The 19449-nt window shown below is 44.6% G+C and carries 17 protein-coding genes; 7 read left to right on the forward strand and 10 right to left on the reverse strand.

The window, feature by feature from the left end; translation table 11 throughout:
- Window positions 1–9: 9 nt before the first annotated feature.
- The 10 genes from AD710_RS07890 to rpmH form a co-directional block, all read right to left on the reverse strand.
- Entirely contained in the window at window positions 10–861 is an 852-nt protein-coding gene (locus tag AD710_RS07890) for a ParB/RepB/Spo0J family partition protein (RefSeq protein ID WP_016937319.1), read from the reverse strand.
- Window positions 854–1615 (reverse strand): sporulation initiation inhibitor protein Soj, encoded by a 762-nt coding sequence (gene soj, locus AD710_RS07895; protein WP_007409899.1) that lies wholly within the window; start codon window positions 1613–1615, stop codon window positions 854–856. Before soj ends, AD710_RS07890 begins: the two co-directional genes overlap by 8 nt.
- A 299-nt stretch (window positions 1616–1914) precedes the next feature.
- Complete coding sequence (gene noc, locus AD710_RS07900; RefSeq protein ID WP_016937318.1) at window positions 1915–2766, reverse strand: nucleoid occlusion protein; 852 nt, start codon at window positions 2764–2766, stop codon at window positions 1915–1917.
- 121 nt (window positions 2767–2887) lie between these two features.
- On the reverse strand, window positions 2888–3607 hold the full coding sequence (rsmG, locus tag AD710_RS07905; RefSeq protein WP_049627745.1) for a 16S rRNA (guanine(527)-N(7))-methyltransferase RsmG: 720 nt from the start codon (window positions 3605–3607) through the stop codon (window positions 2888–2890).
- A 13-nt stretch (window positions 3608–3620) separates the two neighbouring features.
- Window positions 3621–5507, reverse strand: a complete 1887-nt coding sequence (mnmG, locus tag AD710_RS07910; protein WP_016937316.1) for a tRNA uridine-5-carboxymethylaminomethyl(34) synthesis enzyme MnmG — start codon at window positions 5505–5507, stop codon at window positions 3621–3623.
- Window positions 5508–5523: 16 nt separating this feature from the next.
- Window positions 5524–6903, reverse strand: coding sequence for a tRNA uridine-5-carboxymethylaminomethyl(34) synthesis GTPase MnmE (gene mnmE, locus AD710_RS07915; protein ID WP_014419389.1), 1380 nt, complete (start codon window positions 6901–6903; stop codon window positions 5524–5526).
- A gap of 288 nt (window positions 6904–7191) precedes the next feature.
- Window positions 7192–7833, reverse strand: a complete 642-nt coding sequence (jag, locus tag AD710_RS07920; RefSeq protein WP_049627746.1) for an RNA-binding cell elongation regulator Jag/EloR — start codon at window positions 7831–7833, stop codon at window positions 7192–7194.
- Window positions 7830–8579, reverse strand: coding sequence for a YidC family membrane integrase SpoIIIJ (spoIIIJ, locus tag AD710_RS07925; protein ID WP_014471334.1), 750 nt, complete (start codon window positions 8577–8579; stop codon window positions 7830–7832). The genes jag and spoIIIJ overlap by 4 nt, the downstream gene beginning before the upstream one ends.
- 160 nt (window positions 8580–8739) lie before the next feature.
- The gene (rnpA, locus tag AD710_RS07930) at window positions 8740–9090 is read right to left on the reverse strand and encodes a ribonuclease P protein component (protein WP_049627747.1); all 351 of its coding nucleotides are present in this window, start codon (window positions 9088–9090) and stop codon (window positions 8740–8742) included.
- A gap of 152 nt (window positions 9091–9242) precedes the next feature.
- Window positions 9243–9377, reverse strand: a complete 135-nt coding sequence (gene rpmH, locus AD710_RS19050; protein ID WP_003178075.1) for a 50S ribosomal protein L34 — start codon at window positions 9375–9377, stop codon at window positions 9243–9245.
- Window positions 9378–9996: 619 nt separating this feature from the next.
- Here rpmH and dnaA point away from each other — a divergent pair.
- The 7 genes from dnaA to gyrA all read left to right on the forward strand — a co-directional run bounded on the left by dnaA (window position 9997) and on the right by gyrA (window position 19049).
- A complete protein-coding gene (dnaA, locus tag AD710_RS07935) occupies window positions 9997–11337 on the forward strand; it encodes a chromosomal replication initiator protein DnaA (RefSeq protein WP_016937312.1) in 1341 nt (446 codons plus the stop codon).
- Window positions 11338–11521: 184 nt separating this feature from the next.
- Window positions 11522–12658 (forward strand): DNA polymerase III subunit beta, encoded by a 1137-nt coding sequence (gene dnaN, locus AD710_RS07940; protein ID WP_021494589.1) that lies wholly within the window; start codon window positions 11522–11524, stop codon window positions 12656–12658.
- Window positions 12659–12793: 135 nt separating this feature from the next.
- Window positions 12794–13009: a ribosome maturation protein RlbA gene (gene rlbA / locus AD710_RS07945; protein ID WP_004392910.1), complete on the forward strand. Its 216-nt coding sequence runs from the start codon at window positions 12794–12796 to the stop codon at window positions 13007–13009.
- Between the two features lie 15 nt (window positions 13010–13024).
- Window positions 13025–14137, forward strand: a complete 1113-nt coding sequence (gene recF, locus AD710_RS07950; RefSeq protein ID WP_013350724.1) for a DNA replication/repair protein RecF — start codon at window positions 13025–13027, stop codon at window positions 14135–14137.
- Between the two features lie 17 nt (window positions 14138–14154).
- Window positions 14155–14400 carry an extracellular matrix regulator RemB gene (gene remB, locus AD710_RS07955; RefSeq protein ID WP_004392908.1) on the forward strand — a complete coding sequence of 82 codons (246 nt, stop codon included), beginning with the start codon at window positions 14155–14157 and terminating at the stop codon, window positions 14398–14400.
- Between the two features lie 56 nt (window positions 14401–14456).
- Window positions 14457–16373: a DNA topoisomerase (ATP-hydrolyzing) subunit B gene (gene gyrB / locus AD710_RS07960; RefSeq protein ID WP_049628787.1), complete on the forward strand. Its 1917-nt coding sequence runs from the start codon at window positions 14457–14459 to the stop codon at window positions 16371–16373.
- Between the two features lie 216 nt (window positions 16374–16589).
- A complete protein-coding gene (gene gyrA / locus AD710_RS07965) occupies window positions 16590–19049 on the forward strand; it encodes a DNA gyrase subunit A (protein ID WP_045925728.1) in 2460 nt (819 codons plus the stop codon).
- Window positions 19050–19449: the final 400 nt, after the last annotated feature.

Here is a 19449-nt window from a genome sequence, read left to right on the forward strand (position 1 = left end):
AGATGGTTTTTATGCTTCTCTTTCTGACAACAGTTCGAGGATACGTTCAAGGTCTTCATTTGAGAAAAACTCAATCTCAATTTTCCCTTTTTTCTTTTGTCTCTTAATATTGACTGTTGTTCCGAAGTAATTTTGCAAATATGATTCCCGCTCTTTTAACACCACGTCTTGTACAGGTTCTTTTTTCTTTGTTTCACGTGGAACATTATTGTTTAACTGCTGAATGAGCTGTTCAAGCTGACGGACGTTCAGCTGTTCTTCAACCACTTTCTTCACCAGCGGTTCAAGCTTGTTTTTATTTTTCAAACCGAGCAAGGTCCTGCCGTGCCCCATGGATAACGTACCTTCTGCAATAAGGTTTTGGATGCTTTCAGGCAGTGTCAGCAGTCTCAAATGGTTGGCAATATGAGGTCTGCTTTTCCCGAGCCGTTTAGCGAGCTGTTCCTGGGTAATATCCAAATGTTTCAGCAGTGAATCATATGCCAGAGCTTCTTCAAGCGGTGATAAATCTTCACGCTGAAGGTTCTCCAAAAGAGCGATTTCCCGCATCAGCGATTCAGATAACTCCCGCACGATAGCCGGCACTGTTTCTTTGCCGGCAAGCTTTGCAGCGCGATAACGGCGTTCTCCGGCTACAATATCGTAGCCTTTCAGTGATTTTCTCACGATAATGGGCTGAAGAATGCCATGCTGAATGATGGATTCCTTCAGTTCAGCTAATGACTCATCATCAAATTGTTTTCTTGGCTGATAAGGATTGGGGCGCAAATCACTGATTTTAATCTCTTCCACTGTCTCTTCAGACAAATCAACTTGATTAAACAACGCATTAATCCCTTTTCCGAGCCCGCCTTTAGCCATTCGCTGCCACTTCCTTTGCTAAATCTAAATATACTTCCGCACCTCTCGAACGCGGATCGTATAATATGATCGGCTTGCCGTGACTCGGCGCCTCACTTAAACGGACATTACGAGGAATAATGGTTTGATACACCTTATCTCTAAAGTATTTCTTCACCTCTTCTATCACTTGAATGCCGAGATTCGTTCTGGCATCAAGCATCGTCAGAAGCACTCCTTCTATCATTAAGTCTGTATTTAAATGTTTTTGCACAAGCCGAACTGTATTTAATAATTGACTCAATCCTTCAAGAGCGTAGTATTCGCACTGAACCGGGATAACAACTGAATCTGATGCGGTAAGCGCATTAATCGTTAATAACCCGAGAGACGGAGGACAATCAATAATCATGTAGTCGTAATTTTGTTTCACTGATTCTAATGCTCTTTTCAGCCTTACCTCCCGTGAGATCGTCGGAACCAATTCGATTTCCGCTCCCGCAAGCTGGATCGTGGCTGGAATGACATCTAAGTTCTCTACTGAAGTCGGTTTAATAATATCTGTTACATCTGCGTCATCTACTAAAATGTCGTACACACAATGATCCACATCGGCTTTTTCAATCCCTAATCCGCTCGTTGCGTTGCCCTGCGGATCAATATCAACAAGAAGAACCCTTTTACCTATGTAAGCTAAGCAAGCCCCCAGATTAACAGAAGTCGTTGTTTTCCCGACTCCGCCTTTTTGGTTCGTAATTGCTATGATTTTTCCCACGATGTCACCTACCTTCACATGAACATGTACTGTCTTGTTTCTATCTTATCAAAAAAAGAGTAAAGCGTTTTATTTTTTTCATAATTTGTTTATCAGCAAGTGAAAAAAATGCAAACAAAAAAGACACTTTCTCTTATAAATTCTCCGATAAAGTGACTTTTTTGACTGTAAAAAGACAATTCGCGACACAAAAAGATAAATTTTTACATTTATAATACATAGTTCAGAATACATCTATTATTATCTTAAAATAGTTTTTTGACTAAAAATAAAAACTCCCCTGCTGATCAGGAGAGTTTTTATTTAGGTATCCGAATGGTAAGCTGAATGTACTCTTCGAATTCTTCTTCCTCAGTATTCAGTCTGACGCCGCTGTCTTCCACCATGGACAGGGACTGGCGAATCGTATTCATCGCAATTCTTGTATCCCTGCTGAACGCTTTGCGTCTCGGCTTCGGTTTCTGCTTATTCTGTTCAAGCATTTTCACCACTCGGTCTTCCGTCTGCTTGACGTTTAAGCTTTTCTCGATGATTTCCGCAAGCAATGTGACCTGAAGCTCCGGCTGTTTGAGCGGGATCAGGGCTCTTGCATGGCGTTCCGTGATTTTTTTCTCCATAATCGCATCCTGGACGGGTTCAGGGAGCTTTAACAATCGGAGCTTGTTCGCAATCGTTGACTGGCCTTTTCCTAAGCGTTGCGCCAAGGCTTCCTGTGTTAAATCATGAAGTTCTAACAGCCTTGCGTATGCATGAGCTTCCTCAATGGAGGACAATTCTTCTCTCTGCAGGTTTTCAATCAAAGCGACAGAAGCTGTTTCCGTATCAGAGAAGTTCTTTATAATTGCAGGGATATTTTCCCATTCAAGCGTCTGTACCGCTCTCCAGCGCCTTTCACCCGCAATGAGCTCATATTGTCCTTCATCTTCTGTATGTCTGACAACAATCGGCTGAATGATGCCGTGTGTATGGATAGTCATTGCTAACTCTTTGATCTTTTCATCTGAGAAAATGGTGCGTGGCTGAAAACGGTTGGGAACGATAGCATGTACCGGTATTTCGAGTATCTCTTCTTTATTTGTATCATGCTCTGCTATCTCCGGTTCCTCTTCCTTCTCACCAAACCCGAAGAAACGAGAGAATGAATGCTTCATGTACCTACACCACCTTTAAAAACTGCCATTTTTATAATTCTATTTTCTCATGGTTTTTCCTGCTGTATCTTCATCAATTTTGCAGAAAATATGATGGAATTGTCACATCAGGCTGTCTAAATTACCCTTCAATTGGCGATTTATTCGGAGTACCCGGTTTTCTCGGATATTTTTTCGGAGTGCTTTTTGTCTTGCGAATGATCATAATGTTCCGTTCACTTTCTTCGACGGGAAGTGTAAAGGAATGAACTTGTTCAAGTTCTCCTCCCAATACTTTAATCGCCTTTTGCCCCGCTTTCAGCTCTTCATCAGCGGCTGCTGCTTTTAGTGCCGCAAATACGCCGTTTTTCTTGACAAGCGGCAGACAAAGCTCACTCAGGACTGACAGACGCGCCACCGCACGAGCGGTCACGAGATCAAAGCTTTCCCGGAAGTCCTTCCGCTGTCCGAATGTCTCTGCCCTGTCATGGACAAATGTCGTATGCTCTAATTGTAAAGCATCAGAGAGAGTTTCCAAAAACGTAATCCGCTTATTCAGTGAATCGACGATGGTGACATGCAGATGCGGGAAGCAGATTTTGACGGGCAGGCTTGGAAAACCGGCACCGGCGCCAACGTCACAAAGGGTGGTGATCTTTTCAAAATCAATATAAAATGCCGCCGTAATCGAATCATAAAAATGCTTTAGATATACTTCCTTTTTCTCAGTGATGGACGTCAGATTCATTTTTTCGTTCCATTCCACGAGCATCTGGTAATACAACTCGAATTGCTCCAGCTGGCGGTCAGAAAGGGAAATCCCTTTCTCCGCTAAACTGGATGTAAATTCCTCTATATTCATGCCGTCATCCTTTCTATTCAGCTACCTTGGCAATACGGCCCTGCTCCAGGTAAACCAGCAGGATTGAAATGTCTGCCGGATTGACTCCGGAAATACGGGACGCTTGAGCAACTGATAAAGGACGCACTTCTTTCAGCTTTTGACGGGCTTCAGTAGCAATTCCTTTAATGGCGTCATAATCAATCCGATCAGGGATTTTTTTATTTTCCATTTTCTTCAGCTTCTCCACTTGCTGCAAGGATTTTTCGATATATCCTTCATATTTCACTTGGATTTCCACTTGTTCCGCCACATCTTGCGGAACCGGAGAATCAGCAGGCGCAAGTTTTGTCACTGTTTCATAGTTCATTTCCGGACGTTTCATTAAATCTGTGCCGCGCACTCCATCTTTCAGCTCGCTTCCGCCGAGTGAACGGATATATTCCTGATTCTCAGGAGACGGCTTGATAATAACAGACCAGAGACGTTTTTTCTCAGCCTCGATCGCCGCTTTTTTCTTTTCAAACGCTTCATAGCGCTCATCCGAAATTAAGCCGATCTCATGGCCGATTTCCGTCAGACGAAGATCCGCGTTGTCATGGCGGAGCAGCAGTCTGTATTCCGCCCGTGAAGTCAGCAGACGATACGGTTCATTGGTTCCTTTCGTTACCAAATCATCAATCAATACGCCGATATACGCATCGGAACGGCTGAGGATAACCTCTTCTTTTCCAAGCGCTTTGCGGCCTGCGTTAATTCCTGCCATAATTCCTTGCCCGGCTGCTTCCTCATAGCCTGATGTACCGTTAATTTGACCGGCCGTGTACAGGTTAGGGATTTTTTTCGTCTCCAGTGTAGGCCAAAGCTGCGTCGGTACGATCGCGTCATACTCAATCGCGTATCCGGCTCTCATCATCTGCACCTTTTCCAGTCCCGGAATGGTCGCCAGCATCCGCTGCTGAACGTCCTCAGGAAGGCTCGTGGATAAACCTTGAACGTATACTTCCTGCGTATTTCTGCCTTCCGGCTCAAGGAAAATCTGGTGACGCGGTTTATCATTAAACCGAACGACTTTATCTTCAATGGAAGGGCAATATCTCGGTCCTGTTCCCTTAATCATACCGGAATACATTGGTGAACGATGCAGGTTGCTGTCAATGATCTCATGAGTCTCAGGACTCGTGTAAGTCAGCCAGCAAGGCAGCTGATCGGTAATGTATTCAACCGTTTCATATGAGAAAGCGCGCGGAACCGGATCCCCCGGCTGGATTTCCGTTTTGCTGTAATCAATGGAATCGCTTGAGACGCGAGGAGGCGTTCCCGTTTTAAAACGAACGAGATCAAAACCAAGCTCCTCTAAGTGCTCAGAAAGTTTAATAGACGGCTGCTGATTATTCGGGCCGCTTGAGTAAGACAGATCTCCGAGAATGATCCGCCCTCTTAAATACGTTCCGGTTGTCAGCACGACCGATTTTGCCTTATATTCAGCACCGGTTTGCGTAATGACACCGCGGCACTCACCGTCTTCAATGATTAAACGCTCGGCAATCCCTTGAAGAAGTGTCAAATTCGGTGTTTTTTCCAGCGTATGCTTCATTTCATGCTGATATTGGAATTTATCCGCCTGCGCACGCAGCGCCCGTACGGCCGGACCTTTCCCTGTATTCAGCATTCTCATTTGAATATGAGTTTTATCTATATTTCTAGCCATTTCTCCGCCGAGCGCGTCAATTTCGCGGACGACAATCCCTTTTGCGGGGCCGCCGACAGACGGATTACATGGCATAAACGCAACCATATCAAGATTAATCGTCAAAACAAGCGTTTTAGCTCCCTGACGCGCGGATGCGAGGGCAGCCTCAACACCGGCATGCCCGGCGCCGATGACGATCACGTCGTATTGGCCTGCTTCATACCCCATGGTTTTTTCCTCCCTTTTATTTACCTAAACAAAATTGTGAAAAGAGCTGATCAATTAAGCTTTCGTGGACGGCATCACCGATGATTTCGCCCAGCAGCTCCCAGCACCTTGTCAGATCAATTTGCACCATATCAATCGGAACATCCTGTTCAATTCCGTTCAGCGCATCATCAATCGCTTGCTTTGCCTGATGCAGAATTGAGATATGACGGGTATTGCTGACATATGTGAGATCTCCGCTTTCGATCGCTCCTGTATAAAATAGCGACTGAATCGCTTCCTCTAAGTCTTGTATGCCTTCTTCTTTCAGCAATGAGGTCGTGACGACAGGCCGGCCTTTCGCAAGCTCCTTGACGCGCTCAGCGTCAATCTTAGCCTCAAGATCCGTCTTATTCATAATGACTATGACGTCCATTCCCTCAACCGCTTCAAATAATTTCACATCTTCCTCAGAAAGCTCTTCGCTGTGGTTAAGCACAAGCAAAATGAGATCCGCTTCCTTCAGAACCTGGCGTGACCGTTCTACACCGATTCTTTCGACGATGTCTTCGGTCTCACGGATTCCGGCAGTATCGACAAGCCGGAGCGGCACGCCTCGGACATTGACATATTCCTCAATCACATCACGCGTCGTTCCCGGAATATCCGTTACGATCGCCTTCGTTTCATGGACAAGACTGTTAAGCAAAGAGGATTTCCCGACGTTCGGACGGCCGATGATTACGGTAGACAATCCCTCGCGTAAAATTTTCCCCTGCTCAGACGTACGAAGCAGCGCTTCAATTTCTTTCTTCACGCCGCCCGCCTTCTCTACTAGAAGCTGATGCGTCATTTCTTCGACGTCATCATATTCCGGATAATCTATATTAACCTCAACATGGGCAAGTGTTTCTAACAATTCATCCCGAAGACGGCGGACTAGTGCGGAAAGCCGTCCTTCCATCTGGTTCATGGCGACATTCATGGCACGGTCCGTTTTGGCCCTGATCAGATCCATCACCGCTTCCGCCTGTGAAAGGTCAATCCGTCCGTTTAAAAATGCGCGCTTCGTAAACTCACCGGGTTCCGCCAGTCTCGCACCTTCTCTTAAAGCAAGCTGGAGCACCTGATTAACCGTCACAATTCCTCCGTGACAGTTAATTTCAATGACATCTTCCCTTGTGAATGTTCTGGGCGCTCTTAAAACAGACACCATCACTTCCTCAATAATCCGTCCCGTTGTGCTGTCTGCGATATGCCCGTAATGAATGGTATGCGATTCTGCCGAACTGAGCGTTTTGCCTTTCGGACCCTTGTACATTTTGTCGGCAATTTTCACGGCTTCCGGCCCGCTCAGCCGAACGATCGCGATCGCGCCTTCACCCATCGGAGTTGAAATCGCTGCAATTGTATCCATGCTGTTCACCTCTCTTTATCTCTGTTTCCATCTATATAAAAAATTGATTTACGCCAAAATTAAAAGATAACATAGTTTGGTTTGAAGTGGAAGATACGTTATCCACAAAGGCAGAAATTCATCCCTTATTACTTTAACTTATCCACATGTGAATAACAATTAATTTTATTTCCTAAAACCTTTTTTATCAACAGCATACACCGAAAAAGAAAAAACTTAAACGCAAAAAATGCGATTCTGCTTAGGAATAGAGCCATTTTCGCCAATAAAAAAACCGAAGTTCCGATTTTACCCGGACTTCGGTTTTCTGCTATCTTTATGGGAAATAACGAGATGGCGGTACCGGCCTTCACCGGTAGAAAAAGTTTTGATATTTGGGTGCTTCGACAGAGCGTCATGGATGATTTTTCTTTCGCCTGACGGCATCGGTTCTAAATGCACATCTTTTTTTGTTTTCGACACCTGCTTGGCCAGCCTGTTTGCCAGCTGGTCCAGAATTTCTCTTCTTTTCAGACGATAATTTTCAGCGTCGACAACGGCGTGGCGATACTGGCCGGAGCCGCGGTTCAAAACAAGCTGCGTCAATGTTTCCAGAGCATTGAGTGTTTGTCCTCTTTTGCCAATAAGCAACGCTGCTTTTTCACCTTTAATATGAAAACAAACTGTTTTTTTGTTTTCTTCCGTGACAATCTCAGAAGGCCCCGCAATGGAATTGATGATTTCTTCCAGATACGCTTTCGCTTCCTGAACAGGATTTTTTTTCTCTTCCAGTTCTACGATCGCATTCTTTTTTCCGAAAATACCCAAAAATCCTTTAGATTCTTCCTGCACCACCGTTATTTCTACTTGATCTTCCGTCAGTTGAAGTTCCTGAAGGCCTGATTGAACTGCTTCTTTGACATTCCGTCCCGCAGCAGTCACCTTCTTCACTTTTTCTTTCCTCCCGCTTTCTGCGTTTCCGGATCGTGTTTAATGTCAGGCCCTTTAATAAGGAATGTCTGAGCAATCATAAACAGGTTTCCGACTACCCAATAAAGAGAAAGCGCACTCGGGAAGTTGATCGCAAATACGATGATCATGATCGGCATAATCCATACCATCATTGCCATTTGAGGATTCTGAGATGGATTTCCGGCCATCATCAGCTTCTGTTGGACAAAAGTGGCCACACCGGCAACGATAGGAAGAATATAGTAAGGATCTTTCTCTCCTAAATCAAACCATAAAAAGCTGTGCTGTGAAATGGCTTGCGTACGCATAATCGCGTGATAGAATCCGATCAAAATCGGCATTTGAATCAGGATCGGAAAACATCCTGCCAGAGGGTTTACCCCGTGCTTTGAAAACAGGGCCATTGTTTCCTGCTGAAGCTTCTGCTGCGTTTTTTGATCTTTTGAGCTGTATTTTTCTCTAAGCTTCTGCATTTCCGGCTGAAGCGCCTGCATCGCTTTTGAGCTTCGAAGCTGCTTGATCATCAGCGGCAGAATCAGCAGACGGATTAAAATCGTAACGATGATGATCGATAAACCATAGTTATCGCCCGTCAGTTTCGCTACGTACGTAATGACTTCTGACAATGGGTACACAACATATTTGTCCCAGAAATGCGGACTATTCGCCGTAATCGGCTCTTTTACACTCGAGCATCCGGCCAGCAGGACGAGCATACCGACCATACTCAGTAGTAACCATATTCTCCTTTTCAAGAACGTTTCCTCCTATACCATTCTTTATAAACCTTGTATGTATTTTAGCATCTTTCAGTTTTAAATGGCGGTCATTTTTCGCCAAACAAAAGGAAGCGCTTTTAAAAACGTGAAGAAAACAAAATATGAGCTATTTTGACGAAGATTTCTTATATAAAGAGGTTTTTCTGAATAAGTGCTGCAGACTTTTTTTTGTTTCTTCAAAACTGAGGTCGGCGGCGGGTTTTCTGGCGATAATAATAAAATCTTTCGGCTTGAGGAGCTCTTTTTCCTCCTGGACCGCCTGTCTGATTAACCGCTTCACCCGGTTGCGCACGACGGCGTTGCCGATTTTTTTGCTGACAGAAAGCCCTACCCGGAGCTCTTCCTGCTGCGACTGATCAAGCGTATACAGCACGAACTGGCGGTTTGCCATAGACGTTCCGCGTTTAAACACTTTTTGAAAATCTTCATTTTTCTTTAACCGATTTCGCTTCTTCACTTTGATTCACTCCGATATTCACTCGCAGAAACTTTTATTACTATCTAAAAAAAACGGGCCGCCGGAATACTGAAGAAATTTCTCCAGTACCGGGCGACGCATGATCTCTTTTCTCTTAATGTGAAAAAAGACCACTGACATTATTCAGTGGCCTAAGCTGATAATACTTTTCTGCCTTTGCGGCGACGGCGTGCTAATACTAGACGACCGTTTTTTGAACTCATACGGCTTCTGAAGCCATGAACTTTACTGCGTTTACGGTTATTCGGTTGGAATGTTCTTTTCATTTATGACACCTCCCTCGAGGAATAGCTGTTAAAGACAGTCTTACTTATTATATTTGTGCTGCCTATTCATTGTCAACTTCAGCAGTGCTTTTATTTCTTACAACCATAATAGGATAACATACCTTAACCAGATTAGAAACCTTAATTTTCATATTCCTTTTTTTAACGCAAAAACGCCGCGCGCTCTCCAGGAAAAACGGCATGTGGATAATTTTTTGGCCTTTTTTTAATATCCACAACCGTTATCGACAACATTTTCACATTGCTAACCCCTGTGGACAAAGATTTTTCAACAAGTTGTCAGGTTTGTGGATAAGATTACGAGAACCATTGCAAGTCCTCGCTTAATTTGATATTATATTTGTGTTTTAACTCTTAATTACTTATTCACTCCGTTCTCTTTATCCACAAAGTGTGGATAAGTTGTGGATTGTTTTCACACAGCATGTGTAGATTGTTGTCCACAACTTGTGGAATTTGTCGAAAAGCTATTTTTCTACTATACTATATGTTTTCAACATTTCGTGTGTACGAATGGTCAGAGCCATATGCTCTTTTTTTGTGTTCTATAACAGGGGAAGAGCGCTGATTTTAAAGAAAAGGAGGGCTGTGCCGGATAATGGAGAATATATTAGATCTTTGGAATCAAGCTTTAGCTCAGATAGAGAAAAAGTTAAGCAAACCGAGCTTCGAAACTTGGATGAAGTCGACGAAAGCCCATTCACTGCAAGGAGATACCTTAACCATCACCGCTCCCAATGAATTTGCCAGAGACTGGCTGGAGTCCAGGTACTTACATCTCATTGCAGATACCATATATGAATTGACCGGGGAAGAATTGAGCGTCAAATTTGTCATTCCTCAAAATCAGGATGCAGAAGACTTTTTGCCGAAACCGCAAGTGAAAAAAGCGGCAAAAGAGGAACCGTCTGATTTTCCCCAAAGCATGCTCAACCCGAAATATACATTCGACACATTTGTCATCGGATCGGGAAACCGATTCGCCCATGCAGCATCACTGGCTGTAGCGGAAGCACCCGCTAAAGCGTACAACCCTTTATTTATTTACGGGGGAGTCGGTTTAGGAAAAACCCACTTAATGCACGCAATCGGCCATTATGTCATTGATCATAATCCTTCAGCCAAAGTGGTGTACCTGTCTTCTGAAAAATTCACAAATGAATTCATCAACTCAATCCGCGACAATAAAGCCGTTGATTTTCGCAACCGCTACCGGAATGTTGATGTACTTTTGATAGATGATATTCAATTTTTAGCCGGAAAAGAACAAACACAGGAAGAGTTTTTCCATACATTCAATACGCTTCATGAAGAAAGCAAACAAATCGTGATTTCCAGCGACAGACCGCCGAAAGAAATTCCGACCCTTGAAGACCGTCTGCGTTCGCGGTTCGAATGGGGATTGATTACGGATATCACGCCGCCTGATCTGGAAACGCGGATTGCCATCCTGAGAAAGAAAGCGAAGGCGGAAGGCCTTGATATTCCGAACGAGGTCATGCTTTACATCGCGAATCAGATTGACAGCAACATCCGTGAACTGGAAGGGGCATTAATCCGGGTTGTTGCCTATTCATCTTTAATCAATAAAGACATTAATGCGGACCTGGCTGCAGAGGCATTGAAAGATATTATTCCTTCCGCAAAGCCTAAGGTCATCACGATAAAAGAGATTCAGCGGATTGTCGGACAGCAGTTCAACATTAAGCTTGAAGATTTCAAAGCGAAAAAGCGTACGAAATCCGTTGCGTTCCCAAGGCAGATTGCCATGTATCTTTCCAGAGAAATGACGGACTCTTCTTTGCCTAAAATCGGGGAAGAATTTGGCGGGAGAGACCATACAACCGTCATTCATGCTCATGAAAAGATTTCAAAACTGCTGATTGATGACGAGCAGCTTCAGCAGCAGGTAAAAGAAATAAAAGAACAGCTTAAATAAAAGAGCCCTCGGATGAATCGGGGAAATTGTGAATAACTTTTCGCTAGCCATGCACAGTCTGTCCACATGTGGATAGGCTGTGTTTCCTGTCTTTTTCACAACTTATCCACAAATCCACAGGCCCTACTATTACTACTGCTATTTTTAAAATATATTAATTATATTATCCGTTAGGAGGATAAACATGAAATTTACGATTCAAAAAGATCGTTTAGTTGAAAGTGTACAAGACGTTCTAAAAGCCGTTTCATCCAGAACCACAATTCCCATTCTCACCGGTATTAAGATCGTAGCCTCAGATGAAGGAGTATCTTTTACGGGAAGCGATTCTGATATTTCAATCGAGTCATTCATTCCGAAAGAAGAAGATGACAAAGAAATCGTGACGATTGATCAGCCGGGAAGTATCGTGCTGCAAGCGCGTTTCTTCAGCGAAATCGTTAAAAAACTGCCGATGGCGACGGTTGAAATCGAAGTTCAAAATCAATATTTAACAATTATCCGTTCCGGAAAAGCGGAATTTAATTTGAACGGTCTTGATGCAGATGAATATCCGCATCTTCCGCAAATCGAAGAGCATCATGCCATTCAGATTCCGACGGATCTTTTGAAAAACTTAATCCGTCAAACCGTGTTTGCTGTGTCCGCCTCAGAAACACGCCCTATCTTGACAGGTGTAAACTGGAAAGTGGAAAACGGTGAATTATTATGCACTGCCACGGATAGCCATCGGCTCGCTTTAAGAAAGGCAAAGCTTGATATTCCGGAAGACAGCTCTTACAACGTCGTCATCCCCGGAAAAAGTTTAACCGAGCTGAGCAAAATTCTTGATGACAATCAAGAGCTGGTGGATATCGTCATTACAGAAACCCAAGTTCTGTTTAAAGCGAAAAACGTCTTGTTCTTCTCAAGGCTGCTTGACGGAAACTATCCGGATACGACAAGCCTAATTCCGCAGGAAAGCAAAACAGAAATCGTCGTGAACACAAAGGAATTTTTACAGGCGATTGACCGTGCTTCCTTATTGGCGAGAGAAGGCCGCAACAACGTTGTAAAGCTTTCTGCCAAACCGGCGGACTCGCTTGAAATTTCATCAAATTCTCCTGAAATCGGGAAAGTGGTCGAAGCTGTGCTCGCTGACCGGATTGACGGTGAGGAATTAAATATTTCATTCAGTCCAAAATATATGATGGACGCACTGAAAGTACTTGAAGGAGCGGACATCCGTATCAGCTTTACGGGAGCGATGAGACCGTTTCTTATCCGTACGCCGAATGATGAAACCATCGTTCAGCTCATCCTTCCGGTCCGAACGTATTAATCAAACAGAATGTGCTGCCGGCTTAGTTCGGCAGCTTTTCTGTTCATCAGCCTGCTCCCTCAAGTTTTCCCTTTCCTTATTTCAGGATTTTTTAGTACAATTAGATATTAGTGATATTTGAAAGAGGTCGATATTATGGCAAATCCGATTTCGATTGACACAGAAATGATTACGCTTGGCCAGTTTTTAAAATTAGCCGATGTGATTCAGTCCGGCGGTATGGCGAAATGGTTTCTGAGCGAGCATGAGGTGACAGTCAACAATGAACCTGACAATCGCCGCGGCAGAAAGCTTTATGTTGGAGACGTAGTCGCGATTGAAGGATTTGGTTCATTTCAAGTCGTCAATTAAAGCGGGTGACAGCGGTTGTATATCCAAAATTTAGAATTAACATCCTACCGTAATTATGAGCGCGCTGAGCTTCAATTCGAAAACAAGGTGAATGTGATCATCGGAGAGAATGCCCAAGGCAAAACCAATCTGATGGAAGCCATCTATGTCCTTTCGATGGCAAAATCACACCGCACCTCAAATGATAAAGAACTTATACGGTGGGACGAAGACTATGCTAAAATAGAAGGAAGAGTGATGAAGCGCAACGGGGACATCCCGATGCAGTTAGTCATCTCCAAAAAAGGTAAAAAGGGCAAGGTCAATCACATAGAACAGCAAAAACTCAGTCAGTATGTCGGAGCGCTGAACACCATTATGTTCGCCCCGGAGGACTTAAATCTCGTCAAAGGCAGCCCGCAGGTCAGGAGGAGATTTCTTGATATGGAGATCGGGCAGGTTTCTGCCGTTTATCTGTATGATTTATCTCTTTATCAAAAAATCCTTTCCCAGCGGAATCATTTTCTGAAACAGCTGCAAAGCCGGAAACAGACTGACCGGACTATGCTTGACGTTCTCACTGATCAGCTGATTGAGGCAGCCGCAAAAGTTGTCGCCAAACGTCTGCAGTTTACGGCGCAGCTTGAAAAATGGGCGCAGCCGATCCATTCCGGCATTTCCCGGGGGCTTGAGGAACTGACGCTTAAGTATCACACGGCGCTTGATGTATCAGATCCTAAAGATTTGTCGAAAATAGGTAACAGCTACCAGGAGTCTTTTTCGAAATTAAAAGAAAAAGAAATAGAACGGGGCGTCACCTTATTCGGACCGCATCGGGATGATGTCCTTTTTTATGTGAACGGACGCGATGTGCAGACTTACGGTTCGCAGGGACAGCAGCGTACGACGGCTTTGTCTTTGAAGCTGGCCGAAATAGATTTGATTCATGAAGAAATCGGAGAATATCCCATTTTACTTTTGGATGATGTACTAAGCGAGCTGGATGATTACCGCCAGTCCCATTTGCTTCATACAATCCAAGGCCGTGTGCAGACATTTGTCACCACGACGAGCGTGGATGGCATTGACCACGAAACCTTACATCAAGCAGGAATGTTCCGTGTGGAAAACGGTGCGTTAGTGAAGTGAAGAAATGAGGTGAGCGATTGTATATTCATTTAGGTGACGACTTTGTCGTTTCAACACGCGATATCGTCGGCATTTTTGACTGCAAGGTCAATGTATCGCCGATCGTTGAAGAATTTCTGGACAGACAGAAAGAAAAAGTAGTGCCGTCCGTAAACGGCACGCCAAAGTCTATCGTAGTCACGACTGAGAATATATATTACTCTCCCTTATCTTCCGGCACACTGAAGAAACGTGCGCAATTTATGTTAGAAATAGATTCTTAGCGGATCTTTACAATGAATATATCGTTTAAGAAAAGTGTAGGTGAATGTGCATGGCTATGGAACAGCAGCAAAATAGTTATGATGAGAATCAGATACAGGTATTAGAAGGGTTGGAAGCTGTTCGAAAGAGACCGGGGATGTACATCGGATCAACTAACAGCAAAGGCCTTCACCATTTGGTATGGGAAATCGTCGACAACAGTATTGACGAAGCCCTGGCCGGTTATTGTACAGATATTAACATCGTGATTGAGAAAGATAACAGCATTACCGTTACAGACAACGGGCGCGGAATTCCGGTCGGTATCCAAGAGAAGATGGGCCGCCCTGCGGTTGAAGTCATCATGACCGTTCTTCACGCCGGCGGTAAATTTGACGGAAGCGGATATAAAGTATCCGGCGGTCTTCACGGTGTAGGGGCGTCTGTCGTAAACGCCTTGTCGACCACTCTTGATGTTACGGTTCATCGTGACGGGAAAATTCATTATCAGGTGTATGAACGCGGTGTGCCGGCGGCTGATCTTGAAGTGATCGGTGACACTGACAAGACCGGGACGATTACGCACTTCGTTCCCGATCCGGAAATTTTCAAAGAAACAACTGTATATGACTATGATCTGCTTTCAAACCGTGTCCGCGAATTGGCCTTCCTGACAAAAGGCGTAAACATTACGATTGAAGACAAACGTGAAGGACAAGAACGGAAAAACGAGTACCACTACGAAGGCGGAATCAAGAGCTATGTTGAGTACTTAAACCGTTCCAAAGAAGTCGTTCACGAAGAGCCGATTTATATCGAAGGCGAGAAAGACGGCATCACGGTTGAAGTTGCATTGCAATACAACGACAGCTATACAAGCAATATTTATTCTTTCGCGAATAATATCAACACATACGAAGGCGGCACGCACGAGGCCGGATTTAAAACCGGTCTGACCCGTGTCATAAACGACTATGCAAGAAGAAAAGGGATTTTCAAAGAAAATGATCCGAATTTAAGCGGGGATGATGTGAGAGAAGGGCTGACTGCCATTATTTCAATTAAGCACCCTGATCCGCAATTCGAAGGGCAGACGAAAACGAAGCTCGGCAACTCTGAAGCGAGAACGATCACTGATACGCTGTTTTCTTCTGCGCTGGAAACATTCCTTCTTGAAAATCCGGATTCAGCCCGCAAAATCGTTGAAAAAGGCTTAATGGCCGCAAGAGCGCGGATGGCGGCGAAAAAAGCGCGGGAATTGACCCGCCGCAAAAGCGCGCTTGAGATTTCCAATCTGCCGGGCAAACTGGCGGACTGTTCTTCTAAAGATCCGAGCATTTCCGAGCTCTATATCGTAGAGGGTGACTCTGCGGGCGGATCAGCGAAACAGGGACGGGACCGCCATTTCCAAGCCATTCTGCCGCTGCGCGGTAAGATTCTGAACGTTGAGAAAGCCAGACTTGATAAGATTCTCTCAAATAATGAGGTCAGATCAATGATTACGGCTCTCGGCACGGGTATTGGAGAAGATTTTAATCTTGAAAAAGCGCGTTATCATAAAGTAGTCATCATGACAGATGCCGATGTCGACGGCGCCCACATCAGAACGCTTTTATTAACGTTCTTCTACAGATACATGCGGGAAATTATTGAAAACGGCTATGTCTACATTGCTCAGCCGCCGCTTTATAAAGTGCAGCAGGGAAAACGGGTGGAATACGCTTATAACGATAAGCAGCTTGATGAGCTTTTAAAAGAGCTTCCGCAATCGCCTAAGCCCGGCCTCCAGCGTTATAAAGGTCTTGGAGAAATGAATGCGACTCAGCTTTGGGAAACGACAATGGATCCGGCGACCAGAACGCTTCTGCAAGTCAATCTTGAAGATGCGATGGATGCTGATGAGACGTTCGAAATGCTGATGGGCGACAAAGTAGAACCGCGCAGAAACTTCATAGAAGCAAACGCCAGATACGTGAAAAACCTTGATATTTAACCATGAAAGCCTTATTTTCGTTAAGAAATAAGGCTTTTTTCTCAAAGCGGCTTCAAGCAGCCTCTGAAAACCCGCAAAACCCGTATATTCTGCTAAATTAATGTGTATAAACACAAGTTTATTGATATAATGGAGAATAGTGAAATCGTATTGAAGATCATAATGGACAATCTACTCCCACATTATTTCATGTGATACTTCAGGGAGGTTTTTTTAATGAGTGAACAAAACACACCACAAGTACGTGAAGTCAATATCAGCCAGGAAATGCGGACATCCTTCCTGGACTATGCAATGAGCGTTATCGTATCCCGGGCGCTTCCGGATGTGCGTGACGGTCTGAAGCCGGTTCACAGACGGATTTTGTACGCAATGAATGATTTAGGCATGACCAGTGACAAACCATATAAAAAATCTGCCCGTATCGTCGGCGAAGTTATCGGTAAGTACCACCCGCACGGTGATTCAGCGGTTTACGAATCAATGGTCAGAATGGCGCAGGATTTTAACTACCGCTACATGCTTGTTGACGGACACGGCAACTTTGGTTCGGTAGACGGCGACTCTGCGGCTGCGATGCGTTACACAGAAGCGAGAATGTCAAAAATCGCAATGGAAATTCTGCGTGACATTACGAAAGACACGATTGACTATCAAGACAACTATGACGGTTCAGAAAGAGAACCTGCCGTCATGCCTTCGAGATTTCCGAATCTGCTCGTAAACGGAGCTGCCGGTATTGCGGTCGGAATGGCGACAAACATTCCCCCGCATCAGCTTGGAGAAGTCATTGAAGGTGTGCTTGCCGTAAGTGAGAATCCTGAGATCACAAACCAAGAGCTGATGGAATATATCCCGGGCCCGGATTTTCCGACAGCCGGTCAGATTTTAGGCCGGAGCGGCATCCGTAAGGCATATGAATCCGGACGGGGATCAATCACGATCCGGGCTAAGGCTGAAATCGAAGAGACATCCTCAGGAAAAGAAAGAATTATTGTCACGGAACTTCCTTATCAGGTCAACAAAGCGAGATTAATTGAAAAAATCGCAGATCTCGTCCGGGACAAAAAAATCGAAGGAATCACCGATCTGCGTGACGAATCCGACCGTAACGGAATGAGAGTCGTCATCGAGATCCGCCGTGACGCCAATGCTCACGTCATTCTGAATAACCTGTACAAACAAACGGCCCTGCAGACGTCTTTCGGAATCAACCTGCTGGCGCTCGTTGACGGACAGCCGAAGGTATTAAGCCTGAAAGAATGTCTGGAGCATTATCTTGATCACCAAAAGGTCGTGATCCGCCGCAGAACGGCTTACGAACTTCGCAAAGCGGAGGCGAGAGCTCATATTCTGGAAGGGTTAAGAATCGCTCTCGATCATTTAGACGCGGTGATTTCTCTTATCCGTAGTTCTCAGACGGCTGAAATTGCGAGAACGGGTTTAATCGAACAATTTTCACTGACTGAAAAACAGGCGCAAGCCATTCTGGACATGCGTCTTCAGCGATTAACCGGTCTGGAGCGCGAAAAGATCGAAGAGGAATATCAATCACTTGTTGCGCTTATCGCCGAGCTGAAAGATATTTTAGCCAATGAAGAAAGAGTGCTCGAGATCATCCGTGAAGAACTCAACGAAATCAAAGAGCGGTTCAATGATGAGAGACGCACTGAAATCGTGACGTCCGGTCTTGAAACAATTGAAGATGAAGATCTCATCGAGAGAGAAAACATCGTCATCACGCTGACTCATAACGGCTATGTTAAACGCCTCCCAGCGTCCACATACCGCAGTCAAAAACGGGGCGGAAAAGGCGTGCAGGGAATGGGAACGAATGAAGATGACTTTGTGGAACACTTAATTTCTACATCGACGCACGATACGATTCTATTCTTCTCTAATAAAGGGAAGGTATATCGTTCAAAAGGATATGAAATTCCTGAATACGGCCGTACCGCAAAAGGCATTCCGATTATTAACCTCCTGGAGGTTGAAAAAGGCGAATGGATTAATGCCATTATTCCGGTCAGCACATTTGATGAGGAGCTTTACCTCTTCTTCACGACCAAACAAGGGGTGTCGAAACGTACGGCACTGTCCCAGTTTGCGAATATACGGAATAACGGACTGATCGCTTTAGGTCTTCGGGAAGACGATGAACTGATGGCCGTCCGTCTGACTGACGGCAAGAAACAAATCATCATCGGAACGAAGAACGGCTTGCTGATCCGTTTCCCTGAAGAAGATGTAAGACAAATGGGGCGCACCGCTGCAGGTGTCAAAGGCATCACGCTGACAGATGATGATGTCGTGGTAGGCATGGAGATTCTTGAAGAAGACTCCCATGTCCTCATAGTGACAGAAAACGGCTACGGCAAACGCACGCCGGCCTCAGAATACAGAGTCCAAAGCCGGGGCGGAAAAGGCCTTAAAACATGTAAAATCACTGACAGCAACGGCCCGCTAGTAACAGTAAAAGCCACAAGAGGCGAAGAAGACTTAATGATTATTACGGCAAGCGGCGTGTTAATCAGAATGGATATTAACGATATCTCCACTACGGGACGTGTAACACAAGGCGTCCGTCTGATCCGCATGTCCGATGAAGAGCACGTGGCCACTGTGGCACTAGTGGAAAAGAATGAAGAAGAGCCGGAAGAAATGGAAGAAGAATAGATGAAAAAGCGCAGCTGTAACAGGCTGCGCTTTTTCTATATAAAGAAACGAAAAAAGCTTTGACACACAGCGATGATGCTGATATAATTCTTTTTGTTGTCTTTTCAACACAAAGACAGTCTGCTAAAAATGTTTTTTTAAAAAAGTATTGACCTATCAAACTGAAAATGTTATGATTAAGAGGTCGCTTCAAGAGAAGCAAAAAAGTTCTTTGAAAACTAAACAAGACAAAACGTACCTGTTAATTCAAAGTTTTAAATAAATCGCACAGCGATGTGCGTAGTCAGTCAAACTACTTATCGGAGAGTTTGATCCTGGCTCAGGACGAACGCTGGCGGCGTGCCTAATACATGCAAGTCGAGCGGACAGATGGGAGCTTGCTCCCTGATGTTAGCGGCGG

It is taken from the genome of Bacillus sp. JFL15 (assembly GCF_001184225.1).
GTDB classification, from domain to species: Bacteria; Bacillota; Bacilli; order Bacillales; family Bacillaceae; genus Bacillus; species Bacillus siamensis.